This is a genomic window from Sutcliffiella sp. FSL R7-0096 (genome assembly GCF_038595065.1).
Taxonomy (GTDB): domain Bacteria; phylum Bacillota; class Bacilli; order Bacillales; family Bacillaceae_I; genus Sutcliffiella_A.
On sequence record NZ_CP152003.1, the window covers coordinates 3316697 to 3335575 of the forward strand.

Sequence of the window (18879 nt, forward strand, 5' to 3'; positions counted from 1 at the left end):
CTTCCCCTACTGCCCTAACTGTTATCTTGGTTGGTAATATGTTGGTTCTTATCGTTATTATGCTCTTCAAGTGTTTCGTTGAATAACACTTCTCCATCAGGAGTCGCAAGGAAGTAATAATACTCTGTCTCGGCAGGGTGCATTGCCGCCTGCAACGAAGATATACCAGCATTGGCGATCGGACCAGGAGGCAGACCTTGATGTTTATAGGTGTTATACGGAGAATCCACTTCAAGATGTTCATATAATGTTCTCTCTTTGTGTTCTCCTAAAGCATACAATACTGTCGGATCGGTTTGAAGAGGCATGCCCACATCCATTCGGTTGTAAAAGACACTCGAGATGATTTCACGATCGGTTTGCACGGTAGCCTCTGCCTCTATGAGACTTGCCAATGTCAGTAATTGATGCGGTGTCAAATCTCTGTTCGCCATGCCGATTCGAACTTCGTCATCTGCTAGTATTTCACTCGTTTTCTGGAGCATGACGTCAATGACCTCTTCGGCAGTCGGACTCTCCACATAGAACGGATACGTTGCAGGGAATAGATATCCTTCTAAAGCATATTTTATATCCTCATTCAGTACTTCATCAGTCACAACATTTGGATACTTTTCCATCATGCTTTCTATGAACTTTTTGTCATTAACGGTTTTAAGGAAGTCTTCTTCTTTAAGTCCTATTCTGTTCTCAAGAATAACAGCAATCTGTTCCAACTGTCTTCCTTCGGGGATGGTAATCGTGAACAGAACATCCTGCTGTACCTTCCCTTCTTTTAAGAAGCCGATTATTTCATCAAGGTTCATGGAAGGACTTAAATCATACTCCCCTGCCTGAAAACCGGATTCATTTTTGAACTTTACATAATAGCGGAAAGCTTTTCCATTATGTATGATGCCATTTTCTTCAAGGATATTACCTATCGCGGTTGGAGATGATCCAATCGGAATATCCACCATTACGGTTTCTGTTGAATCCTCGTTCACTGGTTTTAATGCATTTTTTATATAGAAATAACCGCCACCGATAATTCCGGTCAAGGCAAGCATAAGAATGACGAATACGGTAAATACGATGCGGCGAACAATCTTCGCTTCAAAATGCTTCTCTTTCAACTTTTCTTGGATACTGTCTTTACTATTTTTCTCTGACAAAAAAAAGCCCCCCTCTCGCACACCAATTAATTATACAACAATTTCATTATATTTTTGACAAAAAAACAAGCATTTTTGTTTTTCCGACACATTCCTACATCATATTTTACCATTTTTCATGAGTAACGCATTACTTTTGTCCCGATATTATTCAATTTATTAGGAAGTTGTTCTTGTTTCCATTCAGTAGTTATTCCATTTTCATTCAGAATAGATATTATGGTAAGATAAACGTGGAGGGAGTATATGAAACTTACACTATATACAGATTACTCATTAAGAGTTTTATTATATTTAGCTAGCGCACCTGAAGAGAATAGGCTTGTACAAATCAAGGATATTGCGGAGTCCTATAAAATCTCCAAGAATCACTTGATGAAAGTCACCTTTAACCTCGGAAAACTTGGCTATGTAGAAACGATACGTGGACGTAATGGGGGCTTGAAGCTTGCAGTTTTACCAGAGGAAATAAATATTGGAAAGCTGGTGCGCGAGACTGAGGAAGACTTCCATATGGTCGAGTGTTTCCAGGAGCATCCTTCTTGTATCATTTCCCCTAATTGCAAATTAAAGGGTATCTTATATCAGGCACTCCAAGCATTCCTTTCTGTGTTAGACGAATATACCTTATATGATTTGATAACAAATAAAGAACAGCTGACCTCCCTATTGTTTCCTGTGCAGAAACAGGACGAGAGCAGCACATAAAAAGAGAGCAAACAGAAATTTTCTGCTTGCTCTCTTTTGTATTCTTACTCTTCTTCTTCCGCCAAGAACGTGTTCAACATTTCTTCGATCATGTCCCACTCTTCATCCGTTTCAACCGGCTGAAGGTCGCCGCCTTCTTCTGACTCGCTTGGAACGAAGCTGGAAGCATGGATTTCGATGTCATCTTGATCATCATTGTCTGCTCCTACAGGATAGTAAAGTACATATGACTTTCCAAACTCCTCTGAGTCAAATGTGAAAAGCACCTCACATAATTGTTCGTTCCCGTTTTCGTCTACTACTGTAATATTTTGTTCTCCGTGTTCCATTCTGCTCACCTCTAGTTTATTGTTGGCTGTCTAAATATCCTTGTAAAATAACCACTGCAGCCATTTTGTCAATTACTTGCTTTCTTTTTTTTCTACTTACGTCAGCAGAGAGGAGAATTCTTTCTGCTGCTACAGTAGAAAGACGTTCATCCCAATAGATGACAGGCAGCCCGGTTTTGGAGGTCAGCTTCTCGCCATAGTGCTTGCTGGCTTCCCCCCTGGGTCCGATGGAGCCGTTCATGTTTTTGGGTAGCCCTATTACCACTTTTTCAGGCTTATATTCTGCGATAATTTGCTTCAATCGCTTAAAGCCCAAATTTTTAATTGCTTCATCAATTTTTATCGTTTCCAAACCTTGTGCAGTCCATCCCATTTCATCGCTGATGGCCACACCCACCGTTTTGGAACCGACGTCTAAGCCCAAAATGCGCATGTACTACTCCTTGCGGTGCTGTTCTAAGTAGGACTTCACCAATTCTTCAATAAGCTCGTCCCTTTCAATTTTCCGAATAAGCGTTCTCGCGTCTTTATGACGAGGGATATAAGCAGGATCCCCGGATAATAAGTAACCTACGATTTGATTAATCGGATTGTACCCTTTTTCCTGCAACGCCTCATAAACCGTTATTAATACGTCATCAACATTAGCTTCCAATGCATCTTCCGGAAAGTTAAATTTCATTGTTTTGTCAAAGGAGCTCATCATTTGCACCTCTCTCTTAGACTTCTTTTTTTCTATCTGCTTGTCAATTGTTACCTATATTGTACACCAAATGTCGGCAATGTTAAACGGATTTTATCCAATCTTCAACAGATTGTAATGCAGAATCGACTTGTTCCGGGTTTTTTCCGCCTGCTTGTGCCATATCGGGACGACCACCACCGCCGCCACCGCAACGTGTAGCCACCTCTTTAACAACCTTACCGGCATGGTATCCTTTTTCAATAAGATCTTTTGTTACACCTGCAGATATGTTTACTTTTCCATCTTGTACACTTGCAAGTACTATGATACCAGAACCTAATTTATTTTTTAAATCATCCACCATGGTTCGTAGGTTATTCATGTCCGTACCCGCCACTTTGCTCACTAGCATCTTTACTCCATTGACTTCTTTTGCTTTAGAAGAAAGGTTGGATGCTTCGATGTTTCCTAGCTTAGAAGCCAAGGACTGGTTTTCACGTTGTAATTCCTTCATGTCGGAAAGAAGAACATTGATCCTTGCTCCCACCTCTTGAGGTTTTGTTTTCAATTTTGCAGCAGCCTCTTTCAGCAATTGAACCTGATCATTCAACAGACGGTACGCACCTTCACCTGTAACGGCCTCCATACGACGTGTTCCTGCACCAATTCCAGACTCAGACACGATTTTGAATAGACCAATTTCAGAAGTATTCGGTACATGACATCCTCCGCAAAGCTCTAGGCTATATTCGCCAACTTGAACGACGCGCACGATATCCCCATACTTTTCACCGAATAATGCCATTGCCCCCATCGCTTTCGCTTCTGTTATGGACTTGTTTTCAATGACAACATTCATGCTAGCCCAGATCTTTTCGTTGACGATTGCTTCTATTTGCTCCATCTCTTCCTGTGTTACCTGACCAAAGTGTGAGAAGTCAAAACGAAGACGGTCTGCAGTAACCTGGGAACCAGCTTGGTTTACATGTGTGCCAAGCACATCTTTCAAAGCTTGGTGCAGAATGTGCGTAGCAGTGTGATTTTTGATGATTTGAGCACGGTTCTTTGCATGAACTTCTGCTTTTACCGTTTGCTCTCTTTTCAGCACACCTTCCTCTACAACGATGGTATGTAAATTTTGGCCGTTAGGAGCTTTTTGAACATCCTTCACAAATCCTCTTCCGGATTCGGTAACGATATATCCGTGATCAGCAATCTGCCCACCACTCTCGGCGTAGAAAGGTGTTTCTGACAAAATGACTTGTACCTCATCGCCGGTTTCAGCTGAATCTGCAAGCTCCCCATTTTTGACAATGACGGAGAGTGTTGTCTCTGCGGATAGTTGGTCATACCCAATAAAGCTGCTTTCGGAACGGACCTCCCCTAAAACTCCGGATTGGACCTGCATGGAGCTGGAATCTTGACGAGCGGAACGAGCACGATCCCGCTGGCCTTCCATCTCTTTTTCAAACCCTTCGTGATCAAGGGACATGCCCTGTTCTTCCACATACTCTTCTGTTAATTCCACCGGGAAACCGTACGTATCATAAAGGCGGAATGCGTCTGCACCGGAAACGACTGTTCTGCCTTCCTCTTTCGCTTTTGCTATGACGGTCGAAAGGATTGCCAAACCATCATTTAGTGTTTCATGGAATCGCTCTTCTTCTGTTTTTACTACACGCTGGATGAAATCCTGTTTTTCTTTTACTTCTGGGTAGAAATCCACCATGATTTCCGCTACTACTGGCACAAGCTCATACATAAATGGACGGTTGATGCCAAGTTGTTTTGCGTAACGAACAGCTCTTCTTAAAAGGCGACGAAGAACATAGCCACGTCCTTCATTAGAAGGTAGGGCACCGTCACCAACTGCAAATGTCACCGTGCGGATATGGTCAGCAATTACTTTAAATGCCGTATCTTTTTCCTCGTTTGTTCTATACTTTTCACCAGATATTTTTTCAGTCGCTTGTATGATTGGAATGAAAAGGTCTGTATCAAAGTTTGTCGGTACATCTTGGATAACAGATACCATACGCTCAAGGCCCATACCTGTATCAATATTCTTCTTTGGAAGCGGTGTGTAGGTATGATCTGGATTGTGGTTGAACTCTGAGAATACAAGGTTCCAAATTTCGAGATAGCGTTCGTTCTCTCCTCCTGGATATAGTTCCGGATCATTTTGATCGTTCCCATAGCTTTCACCACGGTCATAGAATATTTCCGTATTTGGTCCACTTGGACCTTCACCGATGTCCCAGAAGTTACCCTCGAGTCGGATAATTCTTTCTGCAGGAACACCAATCACTTCATTCCAATACTGATATGCTTCCTCATCTTCAGGATGGATGGTGACAGAGAGTTTTTCCTGGTCAAAGCCGATCCATTTTTCACTTGTAAGGAACTCCCACGCCCAGTCGATTGCTTCTTTCTTGAAGTACTCTCCGATGGAGAAGTTACCAAGCATTTCAAAGAAAGTATGATGACGGGCAGTTTTCCCGACGTTTTCTATATCATTCGTGCGGATGGATTTTTGTGCATTACAAATTCGGGGATTTGCCGGAATGACACGTCCATCAAAGTATTTTTTTAATGTAGCCACTCCACTGTTGATCCATAAAAGGGAAGGATCTTCGTGTGGGACAAGTGATGCGCTAGGTTCAACCGCATGTCCTTTTTCTTTGAAGAAATCTAGGAACATTTGTCGTACTTGAGCGGATGTTAGATGTTTCATGTGATTTTCCTCCTTTAATTGTTACTGTCAATACTCCTGTTTCCTTACGTTCCAAGTGTTAAGCTTTCCACGGGGCGGTGCTTGAGCCTGGTCATTTCATTGAAGGCCATTCAAATTTCTAATGATTTGTTTTACACCGCAAGCTTCCGCAACCGGCTTCGCTTATCCAGAGGGCGACCTTTAGCCTCCCGATGGAGTCACACACCTTTCATTACAGTCAACAGGGGGACTTTGTTTCAAGAAAACAAAAAACTCCCGTCCCTAATAACAGGGACGAGAGTGTTCTCGCGGTACCACCCTGATTATGACAGAAAAGTTCCGTCATCTCTCAGATTGCTTTAACGGTGCAAACCGGCAGGATTTTACCCTGCTCTCCGGATTAGCTTTCCATTACCCTTCATCCTGGAATTCTTTCAGCCGTGGAATTCCTCTCTAAGTGAGCAATGCTCGTCAGGATGGACTGTAACGTACTCAGATCCTTCTTTGAATTGGTTTATGTAGCTAGTATGTTTCGATTATATGCAACAGAAAGACGGTTGTCAATGTTTGATGAAATGAGCAGTAAGATGGGTCAAAGTGACCTTTAACACAGCAAATACCGGTACTGCTAATATCAATCCAATCACTCCCGCCACCTCTCCTCCTATCAAGAGGGCCAAAATGATGAATACAGGATGGATATGCAAGCTTTTTCCTACGATGAGAGGAGATAAAATGTTGCCCTCTATAAATTGAAGTCCAAATATGACGATAATGACGAGAATCACCATTTTCACTGACATAGTCGCGGCGATAATCACAGCCGGGAAAGCCCCTATTATCGGGCCAAAATAAGGGATGATATTGGTGATTCCGATAATAACGCCAAGAACTAAAGCATACTTCATACCACTTAACCAGAGGGCTACCGTTGCTAAAAAGCCAATAATCAGGCAAACAGTAAGCTGTCCTCTTATATAGCTACCTAAAGAGATGTCCACATCTTTTAAAAAGGCGAGCCCCGGCTCCCGCCATTTTCTAGGTGTAAGATACCAGACAAGTTTCTTGACCTGATCGTAATCCTTCAACAGATAAAATACTATAAATGGGATGACAATCAGAATGAAGATGGAATTTAATATTCCTTTCATTCCTGCTACTACCCTTGTTAAAAGATTAGACAGCATCGCTTCGAATTCACCAAAAGTCTGATCTACCCTTTCATGGATTCCGTCAGGCCAACTAGAGGTGGAGCTATGAATTTGTTTGATCCAACCACTATATGTTTGAGCAAGTCGTGGAAAATTGTCGGAAAGCTCCCACAGTTGGTCAATGATGACGGGTATGCCTTTGTACCCTATGAGACCGATTCCACCAAAAAACAATAGATAGATCAGAAGAATGGCTATAGGCCTTGGCATGCCTCTATTGTGCGTGTATTCTACAACCGGGTGCAACAGGTATGTAATGAAAATACTGATTAAAAACGGGATGCTTATGATTATTAAAATCCTTAGAACCGGTTCCCATAATGGACTCAGCTTCATGAAGACATACAAAATGATCATAACGAGTAGAAGTGTACCTAGGCGTAACAGCCATTTCTTCTGATTTTCCAAGAGAAACGCCTCCTACTCGTTATTCTCTATTTAGTTAAAGGGATTTATACGGGTATTTTACTTTAGATCCGAAATAGAATCCGCCACCGTCTCAATGATGAACTGAAGGTCTTCATCACTGATCGACAGAGGAGGAGAAAGTGTAAGCACATTATTATATCCAGCAACTGTAGCCCCGTTTTTCCCCACAATCAATCCTTTCTTTTTACAAGCAGCAATTACTCCATTAATCTTATCGATTTCGATCGGCTCTTTTGTATCTTTATTCTTAACGAGTTCCAATCCGACAAGCAGCCCTTTGCCACGCACATCACCGACATATGGATTAGCTGATAATCGTGATCGAAGTTCACTTAAAAGTACGGCTCCTTTTTCAGCAGAACGCTCTATCAGCTTTTCGTTCTCCATGATTTCCAAGTTTTTCAATGCCAGTGCACAAGAGGCGGGGCTTCCGCCGAAAGTGTTAACATGTCGCAGGTAATCGTATTCCTCCGCCCCTTTAAATTGCTCATAGATTTCCTTTTTGACCGCTGTTGCAGACAGAGGCAGATACGCGCTGGTGATTCCTTTCGCCATCGTGATAATGTCAGGTTTTACACCATAATTCATAAATCCAAATGGCTTGCCTGTTCTTCCAAACCCGCATATTACTTCATCCACAATTAGGAGGGCACCATGTTTCTTGCAAATCTCAGCGACTGCCCCCATGTAATTGTCAGGTGGGGTCAGTATCCCTCCCCCTGTTATGATAGGTTCCATGATCATGGCTGCAATGGTTTCACTGAGCTCCCATGTCATGACCTGATCAACATCTCTCACGCAACGCATCTTCATTGGATCTTCCGTTTGGGCATCTTCTATCCTATAGGTGTCCGGTGGTGGTATGTGTACAAAACCTGGTGCTAGGGGCTCATATTTGTATTTACGTTGCGCCTGTCCAGTGGCGGCTAGGGACCCCATTGTATTTCCGTGATAAGAACGGTATCTGGAAACGATTTTGTAGCGGTTGGCATCGCCACGCTGGGCATGATACTGCCTTGCTATCTTAAAGGCTGTTTCATTTGCTTCTGAACCACTGTTGGAGAAAAAGATGACATATTCTTCTCCCAGCCACTCGTTTAGTTTTTCGGCAAGCTTGATTGCAGGGACATGACTTTGTGTTAAAGGGAAATAAGCCAGTTCTTTCAGTTGTTCATATGCCGCTTCTGCAAGTTCCGTTCTTCCGTAACCGACATTCACACACCAAAGACCGGACATGCCGTCCAAATAACGGATTCCGTCAATATCTGTTACCCACGCACCTTTCGCCTCTTTTACCACCATCGTGGAAGTTGGACTGTAAGGTTTCATGGAATGCCATACATACCGGTCATCCTGAGCCAATAAATCATGTTCTTGCGTCTGATTCACTTTCGTCACCCGATACACCCTTTCCATTTTTAGGGATTTGGGAAAATGCCAACGCCGCTGTTGATTTCCGCTCTGGGCTTCGCTTTCCACGGGGTGCTTGCGGAGCCTCCTCGGCAAGCCTGGTGGCCTCTGAAAAAGTAATGAACTTTAGTAATCTGGTTAACACCGCTGTTGATTTCCGCAAACGGCTTCGCTTTCCGCGGGGCGACAATCTTGAGCCTCCTCGGGCTACGCCCTGCGGGGTCTCAAGATTGTCGCTATCCCCCCGCAGGAGTCTTAGCCTATTGCTCCAATCAACAGCTAGAAACCATAAAAAATGATAAGTTATTAGGTTTATCAGTGGCCTTGCAAGCCTGCGGGGTCTCTTCTAAGCGCTACCTCCCGTAGGAGTCTTCGTCCTGTGCTCCAATCAACAGCTGGGATATCCTATTAACTAATGCTTATTTCAAAAATCGAATCTTGATGTAATCATTTTTTTACGGGTGAAGAAATTCACGCCGTCTTTTCCGTTCACATGAAGATCTCCGTAAAAAGAGTCTTTCCAGCCCGAGAACGGGAAAAACGCCATCGTTGCTGGTACTCCTACATTGACACCAATCATGCCTGCATCCGCTTCTTCCCGGAACTGGCGAACTGCCTTGGCATCTTTTGTGTAGATGGTAGCACCATTTCCAAAACGGGATTTTTCAATATGAGACAATGCTTCATCAAGGTTCTTTGCTCGCAGAAGACTCAATACCGGTGCAAAGATCTCTTCCTTGGCAATTGTCATTTCCGGTGTCACATGGTCAAAGATAGTTGGTCCAAGGTAGTTTCCTTCTGTCATCTCATCCATTTCCTTTCGCCCATCCCTGATCAGGGAAGCCCCTTCTGATAAACCCTGTTTAATGTAGCCAAGTACTTTTTCCCTATGGCTTTCCCTTATAACAGGGGTCAATAATACTTCTTCATCCATTCCGTTTCCGATAGTCAGGGTATTCGCTTTCGTTTTTAACTCTTCTACAAATTGGTCATTATCCCCGACTACCACAACTGCACTACACGCCATGCAACGCTGTCCCGCACTGCCAAAAGCGGAAGTCAGGATATGCTGTGCTGCTTTTTCATTGTTTGCATCTGGCATGACCACATGATGGTTTTTCGCTCCTGATAAAGCCTGAACACGCTTCCCATTTTTCGCGGCAGTCTCATATACATATTTTGCCACAGGCTGCGAACCGACAAAGGATATTGCTTTTACATCCTCATGATTAAGCAGACCATTTACCACGTCGTGTGCTCCATGAACAATGTTTAAAATCCCGTCAGGCGCTCCAGCTTCTGTAAAAAGCTCTACCAAACGATTTGCAAGCATCGGCGTTCGCTCTGAAGGCTTCAGGACAAACGTATTACCGCATGCGATGGCAAGCGGGAACATCCATAACGGAACCATCATTGGAAAGTTGAAAGGCGTAATCCCCCCCACCACTCCAAGGGGATAGCGGTACATGCTGGAATCAATATCTTCTGCTATATTGGATAAGGTTTCCCCCATCATCAAGGTCGGGGCACCGGCTGCAAATTCCACACATTCCAACCCTCTTTGCACTTCCCCATGCGCTTCCTTGAAGGCCTTTCCATTTTCGAGCACGATGAGCTTTGCCAGTTCATCATGGTTTTGCGTCAACAGATGATGATATGCATACATAATGCGGGCACGCTTAGGGACAGGCGTATTCTTCCACATTTGGAACGCGGTTTTTGCAGCCTTAACCGCTTCCTCCACATCCTCTTTCGTCGAAATTGGAACCTTTGCCAAGCATTCCTTTGTCGCAGGGTTGATAACTTCCATCTGTTCCGTCCCCTTGGAATCCACCCATTTTCCATCTATGAAATTCTGCAAAACTGCTGTTTCTTTTGAAGTGATTGTCATGTCTTTGTCCTCCTCATTCTTTTATGGGATTTTTAGAACTTATGACTATTATCTGTGAAATTAGAAAGGCTTTCATTAGACAAAATGTAAAATGGATAAGGTTTTGCCTCTGACATTTTGCCAGAAAAAAAGATTGGTCCGTTTAGGAAACCAATCTCCATACTTTTTATAATGTGTACGATTTGCCATCTCCGTCCAAATACGCATTTGTTGTATTCAGATATTCATATACCATCACCATGAATTCAATTACTAATCTCTTCTCCGAATTCATGAAATCTGCCCCCAGCAAGCTCTCAAGCTTCTGTATCCTGTGATAGAGGGTCTGTCTGACGATATAGAGTTTGCTTGCCGTCTCTTTTTTTGATCCGTTGCAGGCCAGATAGGTTTTCAAGGTTTCGAGCAGCTTTCCATTATGCTTCTGATCATAAACAATCACAGGCTCGAGATATTCCATGACAAAATCACGAAGATCATGATGCTTTTGCATAAATGAAATGAGCCGGTAAATATGGAGATCTTCGAAAAAGGAGAAATACTCCTCTTTTAACAGCTGTTCTTGTATCTGCAAAGCCTCCCACGAGGACTGATAGCTTCTAGATAGCTGATCAAGGGGATGAACATACTTTCCTACAGCTAAACGCAGCGAAGAAGTTCCGTTGTTATCTTTTTGTTTACTAAGAATAACTGCAGCACCCTCAGAAAGCCTCTCTTTCCAGCCTCTCTCTTCCCTTCTGTTGATCAGGATTACCGTCAACGTGTTTTTCATTTCAGTAAAAAAAACTGAAAAGCCCTGCTGTTCAAAAATAGAGCGGAATAACAAGGTAAGATAGGTCTTGTCCAAGGAAGGCGCCTGCTGGTTCTTCTTTTTGCATAAGAGAACCACTCCACCTTTATGAAAGATTGCCTCATTTCGTCCAAGAAATCCGCGGATAGATTCCTTGCTCTGACCACCTTCGAGCCAACTGCGGAGCCACTCGCTTTCTTCCAATCTTCTTTTCTCCTCCACATACAACCCTCTTAAAATATGCTGTGCGAGCGCTGTAACCGTACGATCCAAAAGAAGATGATCAAACTCACTCATCGTGCGGTCCTGTGAAAGGATGTGAATGACACCATGGTGCTTATCCAACACCTGTACAGACTCCTTCAAATATCTTTCCTTAAAAGGGTCCGATTTCAGGGAGCAAAGAATTTTCTTCCGTTCATGGATAGGGACGTCTGGGATAAAGAACCTTTCTTGGTTACCATTTTCGTAAATGATTTGTGTTTCCAAATGTTCTTGAAGATAGGTGAGGATGTCAAGTTCATGTGTAATGGTCAATAGTTTTTTGTTCAAGGTTTGAGAGTAGCTTTCCAATTGAGAGATCATCTGATATTGCTGGTTGATTAAGACAGAATGAATATCTTGTGTAATATCTACAAATGACACTTCCTGATGAAAGAAAATAAGAGGGAATTGATGTGCATTGGCTAAATCAATAATTTCCTGAGGGATGGCGGGGATGTAGGGACCTTTCTCAATACATAATCCGGCGGCCTGACAGTTTATCAACTGTTGGACAAATGAACAGAACTTCTCGATGTCCCCTCCAAAAGATACACCTGTGGATAAAATCAGTTCTTGTCCATTCAATAGTTTTTCTATATTGGTGATTTCCACAACATGCACCCATTTCACTTGGCGATGCATTCCTTGTCCTCCTGCAATTACTTCGGATCTCTCAAACTGTTTTCGCTTCATGATTTCCTGTAAGGACAGCATGGTTTTCATTTATTCACCTCTTAAGCCTTAATGTATGACTAGGTCCTAAAATCATACTCTTATTATAACGTAAGTAGTAAATAAATTTAATTAAAAATTCTGACAAATTAACACAAAAGATGACATGTTCAGTATTTCGACATGTCATCCTTTCTTTTACGGTTAATTATTTATCGGAAAATATAATTGAATCTCCTGGACCATTTCCTGGAATTCACCCTCGTCATTGAAATCACTTGAATCCCAATTTTCCAGGATCCAATTGACCAACTCTTCTGGTGAATTAAAGAACTCTCCACTAGAATCGGCTTTACGAATTGTAAATCTGTTGTTATCCTCGTCAATGGTTACCTCGCAAGGATAAGCACTTTCTTTGCATTTCAATTGATATTCCATAAAAGAATTACTCCTTTCACGATGCAGTTTACATGATTTTATTCCAACCTTGCTCAAACTATGAGAAATTTATTAACTTTCTTGCCGCTGCTGTCTGATTAATAGGGAGGCAAAATACTTCCTCGAATCTGCATGTTTTATGTGTAGAGTTTCTTCATGGGGAATGTCCTTTTTTCCATCATTCATTTCCAGGACAAGAAATGCACCCTCTAAGTTTTCTTCTACATCCTTGATACGGAACCCTTTATTTATGAAAAAATCTATTTTATCTTTTTCCGCTATATATTGTTGATAATCACTCAAAAAATATTCCTCCTCTCAGGTAGTCAGCTCGAAAGCTCCCGTGGTTCTTCATAGGCATCCGCATCATCAAGGATGACCCAATCCCTTCCCACTGTGATTCCTAAATATTTCTCATCATCCGGGTCTTCAATCTCAGCCTGCTGATATTTTTTGAAATACCAATATTTTGCGAGGACATAATATAAACCTCCACCTACTACAAATCCCACAATGAAAGAGTAGTTCGCCAAATAATAAGCTGATGCTCCTCCTACAAACCAGGCGATGAACCCTGCAAGATTAAACCCATTTGTATATTTAAACTGACCGTTGTTTTCATATAGATCGTGGACATTGACTCTCCTTTTTCTTAATAAATAATAATCTGCAAACAAGATTCCTACGATTGCAGATAAAATGCCTCCTACAATCAATAGAACAGGAATCAAAATGTCAAACAGGTTCCATGGTTGTACGACAGATCCCACGATTCCTGCGATCACAACCCCCGCCCAAAATGGAACTTTCGGACCTCCAACATTCGAGAAAATGGTAGCTGCCGGAATAAGGTTCGCCGAAGCATTGGTGGACCATTGGGCAAAAATAATCATCAACAACAGCACTCCTAGAACAATTCCTGTTGCAGCCTCCTGCAAAGCGACGACAGGGTCGTAATTGGAAACGGCGATATACGATACGCCTCCGATAGCCACCATAAATGTTTGTGTGATCGGAAGGGCAATCACACTTCCAACTATGCTGGACTTGTTCCGTTTCAGCCAATTCCTTTCATACTTTGGTGCTTTGATAAACCGGGATATGGATGGAATGTCGGCAGCTAACGTTGCCCAGAAACCCATGTTACTGAAAATAACGATAAGGAAGGCAGTAACCGCCGCTCCCCCAGTCACCGGACTCTCAATCCAGGACCAAACCTCTCGCCCCTGTTCTAACGCTCTATCTGATAGAGTAGTGTACATCCATGCAGAAATGATGATGATGATTGGTGCAGCAAGATCTGCGAATCGTTCCACTGCTTTGATCCCCAGTGCAGTATTCAATAGCTGGACCGCAGCAAAAATCAGGAAGCAGACAAACCAGTTGTCAAAACCGGTCAATGTAAAAAGAATGGCGTTCATTGCAGTCGCGCCGAAAAATGTATTGATCCCAAACCAAAACGATGCTGCCAAGCCCCGGATAATGGAAGGTATATGGGTACCCACCGTCCCAAATGGAGCCCTCATATAGACTGGGAAGGAGAGTCCATGCTCAATGCCAATGTCTCCTGTGATTGTCATGAATAATCCAATTGCGATACTTCCTATAATGGTCGCTACGATTACCCAACCGAGCGATAAGCTTTGTACACCTGCTCCTCCGATAGCAAATGCTGCAAGGACCACTGCCATTCCGACCCACATGACCGCAAATCCTAATGTACCAATTTTTCTGGCAGAATGAGCAATCGGTAGAAGGTCTGGTGATTTTAAGTAGCTTTCATTCTTTTTCATTTCAACACCCCATTAACTAAATTTAAGGCCCTGTTATACACCGCTGGTGATTTCCGCAAACGGCTGCGCTTATTCAGAGGGCGACCTTAAGCTTCCTCGCGCTACGCTCTGCGGGGTCTCAAGATTGTCGCTATCCCCCGCCAATTGCTCCAATCACCAGCTATAAAACTCTTTGAACTAAGAATTTTCTGCGAGTGATCACACATTCAGACAAGCTAGATATAATAAATGCTTGACCTAAGGAAATAATGTAGGTCAAGCATACGGAGGTTGGCAGAATGTAGTTTTAGGATTAGTAGTTTAAATGGATAGTGTCTCGTTCTGTTTTAAGAGAGATGTTTCCCCATATTTGTTCCGTTTAATGTACTGGCCGCTTCCTGCTTTTCCGACATATTGCTTATCACGGACAACGAACTGACCCCGTACCATAACAGAAACTGGTTCCCCAGTAATTTTCATCCCTTCAAAGGCATTGTAATCAACGGCCATATGATGGGTCGAAGCTGATATGGTCCGTTCTTGGTTTGGATCAAAAATGACGATGTCTGCATCCGCACCAACGGATATGGTCCCTTTTTTCGGGAACATACCAAATAGTTTCGCTACCCGTGTGGATACAATATCCACGAACTGGTTGATAGATATACGTCCCTTCTTCACACCCTCAGAGAACAGGATGCTTACTCGGTCTTCAATCATGGGTCCGCCATTCGGTATTTTTGTAAAGTCACCCTTTCCGAGACTCTTTTGCCCGTTAAAGTCAAAGGAGCATTGATCCGAGCCGAGAGTTTGAAGCTGACCGCTTTTGAGCGCATTCCATAAAACATCCTGGTGCCATTTTTCACGCAACGGTGGTGACCAGACATATTTCGCACCTTCAAAATTCGGCTTTTCCAAATAACTCTGATCCAGTGCCAAATATTGAGGACATGTCTCCCCCCAGATCTCCACCCCTTTGTTCCTTGCCTCCGCAATCTTTTCTACTGCTTCCGCACAGGATACGTGGACCACATAAAGCTGGGAATCCGCTAGGGAAGTAAGCTGTGCAGCCCTGCCAGTTGCTTCGCCCTCCACCTCAGGAGGTCTAGTTAAGGCATGGTAGATAGGATCCGTATTTCCATTCTTTAATGCTTCCTTCGTTAAATAATCGATGACATCGCCGTTTTCTGCATGAACCATGACAAGGGCACCGAGATCCTTAGCTGCCTTTAAGGTATGGAACAACGTTGCATCATCCGCCTGGAATACATCTTTATAGGCCATGAACACTTTGAAGGAGGTGATACCTTCCTTATCTATGACTTTAGGAAGTTCGTTCAAGACGTTCTCATTCATTTCTCCTATCATTAAGTGAAAGCTATAATCGATGACCGCTTTGTCTTTTGATTTGTCATGCCATGTCTGAATGGCATCTTGTAGTGGCTTGCCCTTATCTGTCAGGCAGAAATCAATCACGGTTGTCGTGCCACCAAAAGCTGCGGCCATCGTTCCGCTTTCGAAATCGTCCTTTGTAACTGTCCCTCCAAACGGCATATCCAGATGGGTATGCGGATCGATTGCTCCAGGGAATATATAGCAACCCCTTGCATCAATTACTTCTGCGTCTGCGGATGAAAGGTTGAGTCCGATGGAGGAAATTGTTTCTCCGTCAATCAAAATGTCTGCTTCATACTGGTCGCTTGCCGTTACAATTATTCCATTCTTTATTAACTTTTTTGCTGTCATTTTGTTACTTCCCCCTTATTTAACCGTATCCACTTCACATTTCTTCAATAATCCAAGGGCGGTCTGGCGGTCATTCCACGTCATTGGCGGTTGTTCATGCGGGAGCTCCACCATGGTGATGGCATCCTCCACCGGACAGACGATCGAGCATAGATTACAGCCTACACAATCTTCTTCCCTCACCTGTAAATAGGATTTACCAGAAGGGTCCTTCAGCATATCGATGCACTGATGGGACGTATCTTCACAGGCGATATGACATTTATTGCAGTTAATACAGGTATCCTGATTAATTCTGGCGACGATTTTATAGTTTAAATCGAGATTGCCCCAATCCGAGTACTTTGGAACGGATTTCCCAACAAGATCCAGGACTTTAGCTATCCCTTTTTCATCCAGATAGTTGTTCAGGCCATCAATCATGTCTTCCACAATACGGAAACCGTGATGCATGGCGGCTGTACAAATCTGCACGCCAGTTGCCCCCATCAGCATGAATTCCACCGCATTCTGCCAATTCGATACTCCACCCATACCTGATATAGGCACATTGATCCTAGGGTTTCTTGCGCATTCCCCAACCATATTAAGTGCTATCGGTTTTACGGCAGGTCCACAATACCCGCCATGTGCACCCTTGCCGCCTACATGCGGAACTGTATTCCAGCTGTCCAGATCCACCCCGGCCAGACTGTTGATTGTATTGATCATACTTACCGCATCAGCTCCACCCCTGACAGCAGCCTCTGCTGTCACGGTGATATCCGTGATATTTGGAGTCAGTTTTACAATGACGGGAGTTTTAGCTGCTTCTTTTGCCCAGTATGTCTGCTTTTCCACTAGGTCTGGAACCTGGCCTGATGCAGAGCCCATTCCACGTTCCGCCATTCCATGCGGACAGCCGAAGTTCAACTCAAGTCCGTCCACCCCTACCGCTTCTACCTTTTTCACAATTTCATGCCATTTTTCCTGTTTTGGCTCCACCATCAAGGACGCAATTACAGCCCTGTCCGGAAATCTCTTTTTGGTTTCTTCGATTTCCCTTAAGTTCACTTCCAATGGTCTGTCCGTGATAAGCTCAATGTTATTGAACCCCGCCACTCGCTGCCCGTTGAAACTCACAGCAGCAAACCGGGATGATACATTGATGATTGGGTCCCCAAGCGTCTTCCATACAGCCCCTCCCCATCCTGCTTCAAAGGCGCGTTGCACCTGATAGCCAGAGTTTGTCGGCGGTGCAGAAGCCAACCAAAAAGGGTTTGGAGATTTAATTCCTGCCAAATTTATCGATAGATCTGCCAATGCTTTCCCCCCTCAAAACGATTGTTAGGCCGTTTCTATTCGGCTTTTCACCAATTTTTCATAAAGTGCATAAGCGGTAAGCTTGCCCTGTTCTGCAGCCGTTACCACCATCGCCTCACCTTGACCTTTTCCAAAGACGACATCTCCACATGCAAATACCTTCTCATGGGATGTTTGGTGGGTGAGCGGGTCAATTTTCACCACTCCGCCGTCGTGGGAGAGGCCGAATGCATCAATCAGTTTCGTATATCTTGTCTGACCAATCGCTTTGATGACAGCATCCACTTGTAGTGTGAATTCTGAGCCTTCCACCTTTACAGGTCTTCTTCTGCCATCTGTACCAGGTGCACCAAGCTCCATTTTCACACATTCTATGGCCGTGACTTCACCATTCTCATTCCCGATGATTCGATTTGGTGCAGTAAGCCAACCAAATTCCACCCCGTCCTGCTTTGCGAACTCGTACTCAAAATCATAGGCAGTCATCTCTTCCAAGGTTCTGCGATAAAGAATCTTTACATTCTTCGCACCGAGCCTGACAGAACAAGTTGCGCCATCAATTGCGGTATTACCTGCCCCGATCACCACCACATTTTTCCCCTTGAGTTTATTGGAAATCGCATTTGTTTTGGTTTCTTTGACAAATTCAATCGCGTCGAAGACTCCCTCTAACTCTTCCCCATCAATTCCAAGCATCGGAACACTTGCCATTCCAACCGCTAGGATCACTCCGTCATAGTTAGTCAGTATTTCTTCTACGGAAATATCCACACCCACTCTTGTACCTGTCCGAATTTCTACATCAAGACTTCTGACCTGGTCCACTTCCCAATAAGAAACCCTCTTTGGAAGACGAAACGACACGATACCATACGTATTCAAGCCCCCGGCTTCCTTCTCGGCTTCAAAAATTGTTACTTGAAACCCGAGCAGCGCAAGTTCCCTGGCTGCAGAGAGACCTGCTGGCCCCCCTCCGACAATCGCCACTTTCTTCCCATTGGAAGTTCCTTTTTCGAAAAGTATTTGATCGTTCCGGATTGCCCAATCAGTGGCATATCGCTGGAGGTCCCCTATGACAATCGGTTTTGTGTGATGGTTCAGAACACAAGCTCCCTCACACAACTCTTCTGTCGGACACACACGCGAACAGCTTGCACCTACAGGATTGGCACTCATGATCGTTTTCGCGGAGCCCTTCAGATTTCCTGATGCAATCTTTTTGATAAAAGAAGGAATGTCAATACTAGTTGGACAGGCAACAATACAGGGTGCATCATAGCAGTACAGACAGCGATTCGCCTCTTCCACTGCTTCCCTATCCGTCAATCCAGGCTTTGCTTCCAAAAAATTCATCGCCAAATTTTCAAG

At 43.6% G+C, this 18879-nt stretch carries 16 protein-coding genes and 1 other annotated feature; of the genes, 1 reads left to right on the forward strand and 15 read right to left on the reverse strand.

Annotation, left to right across the window (positions count from 1 at the left end):
• Positions 1-14: 14 nt before the first annotated feature.
• On the reverse strand, positions 15-1154 hold the full coding sequence (gene mltG / locus MKY77_RS17055; protein ID WP_339146988.1) for an endolytic transglycosylase MltG: 1140 nt from the start codon (positions 1152-1154) through the stop codon (positions 15-17).
• Positions 1155-1400: 246 nt separating this feature from the next.
• Between mltG and MKY77_RS17060 the strand changes: the two genes are divergently transcribed.
• A complete protein-coding gene (locus MKY77_RS17060; protein ID WP_339146989.1) occupies positions 1401-1862 on the forward strand; it encodes an Rrf2 family transcriptional regulator in 462 nt (153 codons plus the stop codon).
• Positions 1863-1906: 44 nt separating this feature from the next.
• Here MKY77_RS17060 and MKY77_RS17065 read toward each other — a convergent pair whose 3' ends face one another.
• From MKY77_RS17065 to MKY77_RS17130, 14 genes are all read right to left on the reverse strand, one after another.
• Positions 1907-2191, reverse strand: a complete 285-nt coding sequence (locus MKY77_RS17065; protein ID WP_237663708.1) for a DUF1292 domain-containing protein — start codon at positions 2189-2191, stop codon at positions 1907-1909.
• A gap of 16 nt (positions 2192-2207) precedes the next feature.
• Positions 2208-2624: a Holliday junction resolvase RuvX gene (gene ruvX, locus MKY77_RS17070; RefSeq protein WP_339146990.1), complete on the reverse strand. Its 417-nt coding sequence runs from the start codon at positions 2622-2624 to the stop codon at positions 2208-2210.
• 3 nt (positions 2625-2627) lie between these two features.
• Positions 2628-2894, reverse strand: coding sequence for an IreB family regulatory phosphoprotein (locus MKY77_RS17075; protein ID WP_237663842.1), 267 nt, complete (start codon positions 2892-2894; stop codon positions 2628-2630).
• Positions 2895-2976: 82 nt separating this feature from the next.
• Entirely contained in the window at positions 2977-5610 is a 2634-nt protein-coding gene (gene alaS, locus MKY77_RS17080; RefSeq protein WP_339146991.1) for an alanine--tRNA ligase, read from the reverse strand.
• 266 nt (positions 5611-5876) lie between these two features.
• Positions 5877-6103 (reverse strand) — a binding site (T-box leader).
• A 46-nt stretch (positions 6104-6149) separates the two neighbouring features.
• Positions 6150-7208 carry an AI-2E family transporter gene (locus MKY77_RS17085; RefSeq protein ID WP_339146992.1) on the reverse strand — a complete coding sequence of 353 codons (1059 nt, stop codon included), beginning with the start codon at positions 7206-7208 and terminating at the stop codon, positions 6150-6152.
• Positions 7209-7265: 57 nt separating this feature from the next.
• A complete protein-coding gene (locus MKY77_RS17090) occupies positions 7266-8645 on the reverse strand; it encodes an aspartate aminotransferase family protein (RefSeq protein ID WP_342515388.1) in 1380 nt (459 codons plus the stop codon).
• Between the two features lie 418 nt (positions 8646-9063).
• Positions 9064-10530 carry a CoA-acylating methylmalonate-semialdehyde dehydrogenase gene (locus MKY77_RS17095; RefSeq protein ID WP_339146994.1) on the reverse strand — a complete coding sequence of 489 codons (1467 nt, stop codon included), beginning with the start codon at positions 10528-10530 and terminating at the stop codon, positions 9064-9066.
• Between the two features lie 166 nt (positions 10531-10696).
• Positions 10697-12304 (reverse strand): PucR family transcriptional regulator ligand-binding domain-containing protein, encoded by a 1608-nt coding sequence (locus MKY77_RS17100; RefSeq protein ID WP_339146995.1) that lies wholly within the window; start codon positions 12302-12304, stop codon positions 10697-10699.
• Positions 12305-12457: 153 nt separating this feature from the next.
• Positions 12458-12691, reverse strand: a complete 234-nt coding sequence (locus MKY77_RS17105) for a hypothetical protein (RefSeq protein WP_010196066.1) — start codon at positions 12689-12691, stop codon at positions 12458-12460.
• Positions 12692-12763: 72 nt separating this feature from the next.
• On the reverse strand, positions 12764-12994 hold the full coding sequence (locus MKY77_RS17110) for a hypothetical protein (RefSeq protein WP_339146996.1): 231 nt from the start codon (positions 12992-12994) through the stop codon (positions 12764-12766).
• A gap of 23 nt (positions 12995-13017) precedes the next feature.
• On the reverse strand, positions 13018-14484 hold the full coding sequence (locus tag MKY77_RS17115) for an NCS1 family transporter (RefSeq protein WP_339146997.1): 1467 nt from the start codon (positions 14482-14484) through the stop codon (positions 13018-13020).
• 300 nt (positions 14485-14784) lie between these two features.
• Complete coding sequence (gene hydA, locus MKY77_RS17120; protein ID WP_339146998.1) at positions 14785-16209, reverse strand: dihydropyrimidinase; 1425 nt, start codon at positions 16207-16209, stop codon at positions 14785-14787.
• 15 nt (positions 16210-16224) lie between these two features.
• On the reverse strand, positions 16225-17511 hold the full coding sequence (preA, locus tag MKY77_RS17125; protein WP_339146999.1) for an NAD-dependent dihydropyrimidine dehydrogenase subunit PreA: 1287 nt from the start codon (positions 17509-17511) through the stop codon (positions 16225-16227).
• A gap of 24 nt (positions 17512-17535) precedes the next feature.
• Positions 17536-18864 (reverse strand): NAD(P)-dependent oxidoreductase, encoded by a 1329-nt coding sequence (locus MKY77_RS17130; RefSeq protein ID WP_339149849.1) that lies wholly within the window; start codon positions 18862-18864, stop codon positions 17536-17538.
• Between the last annotated feature and the right edge of the window lie 15 nt (positions 18865-18879).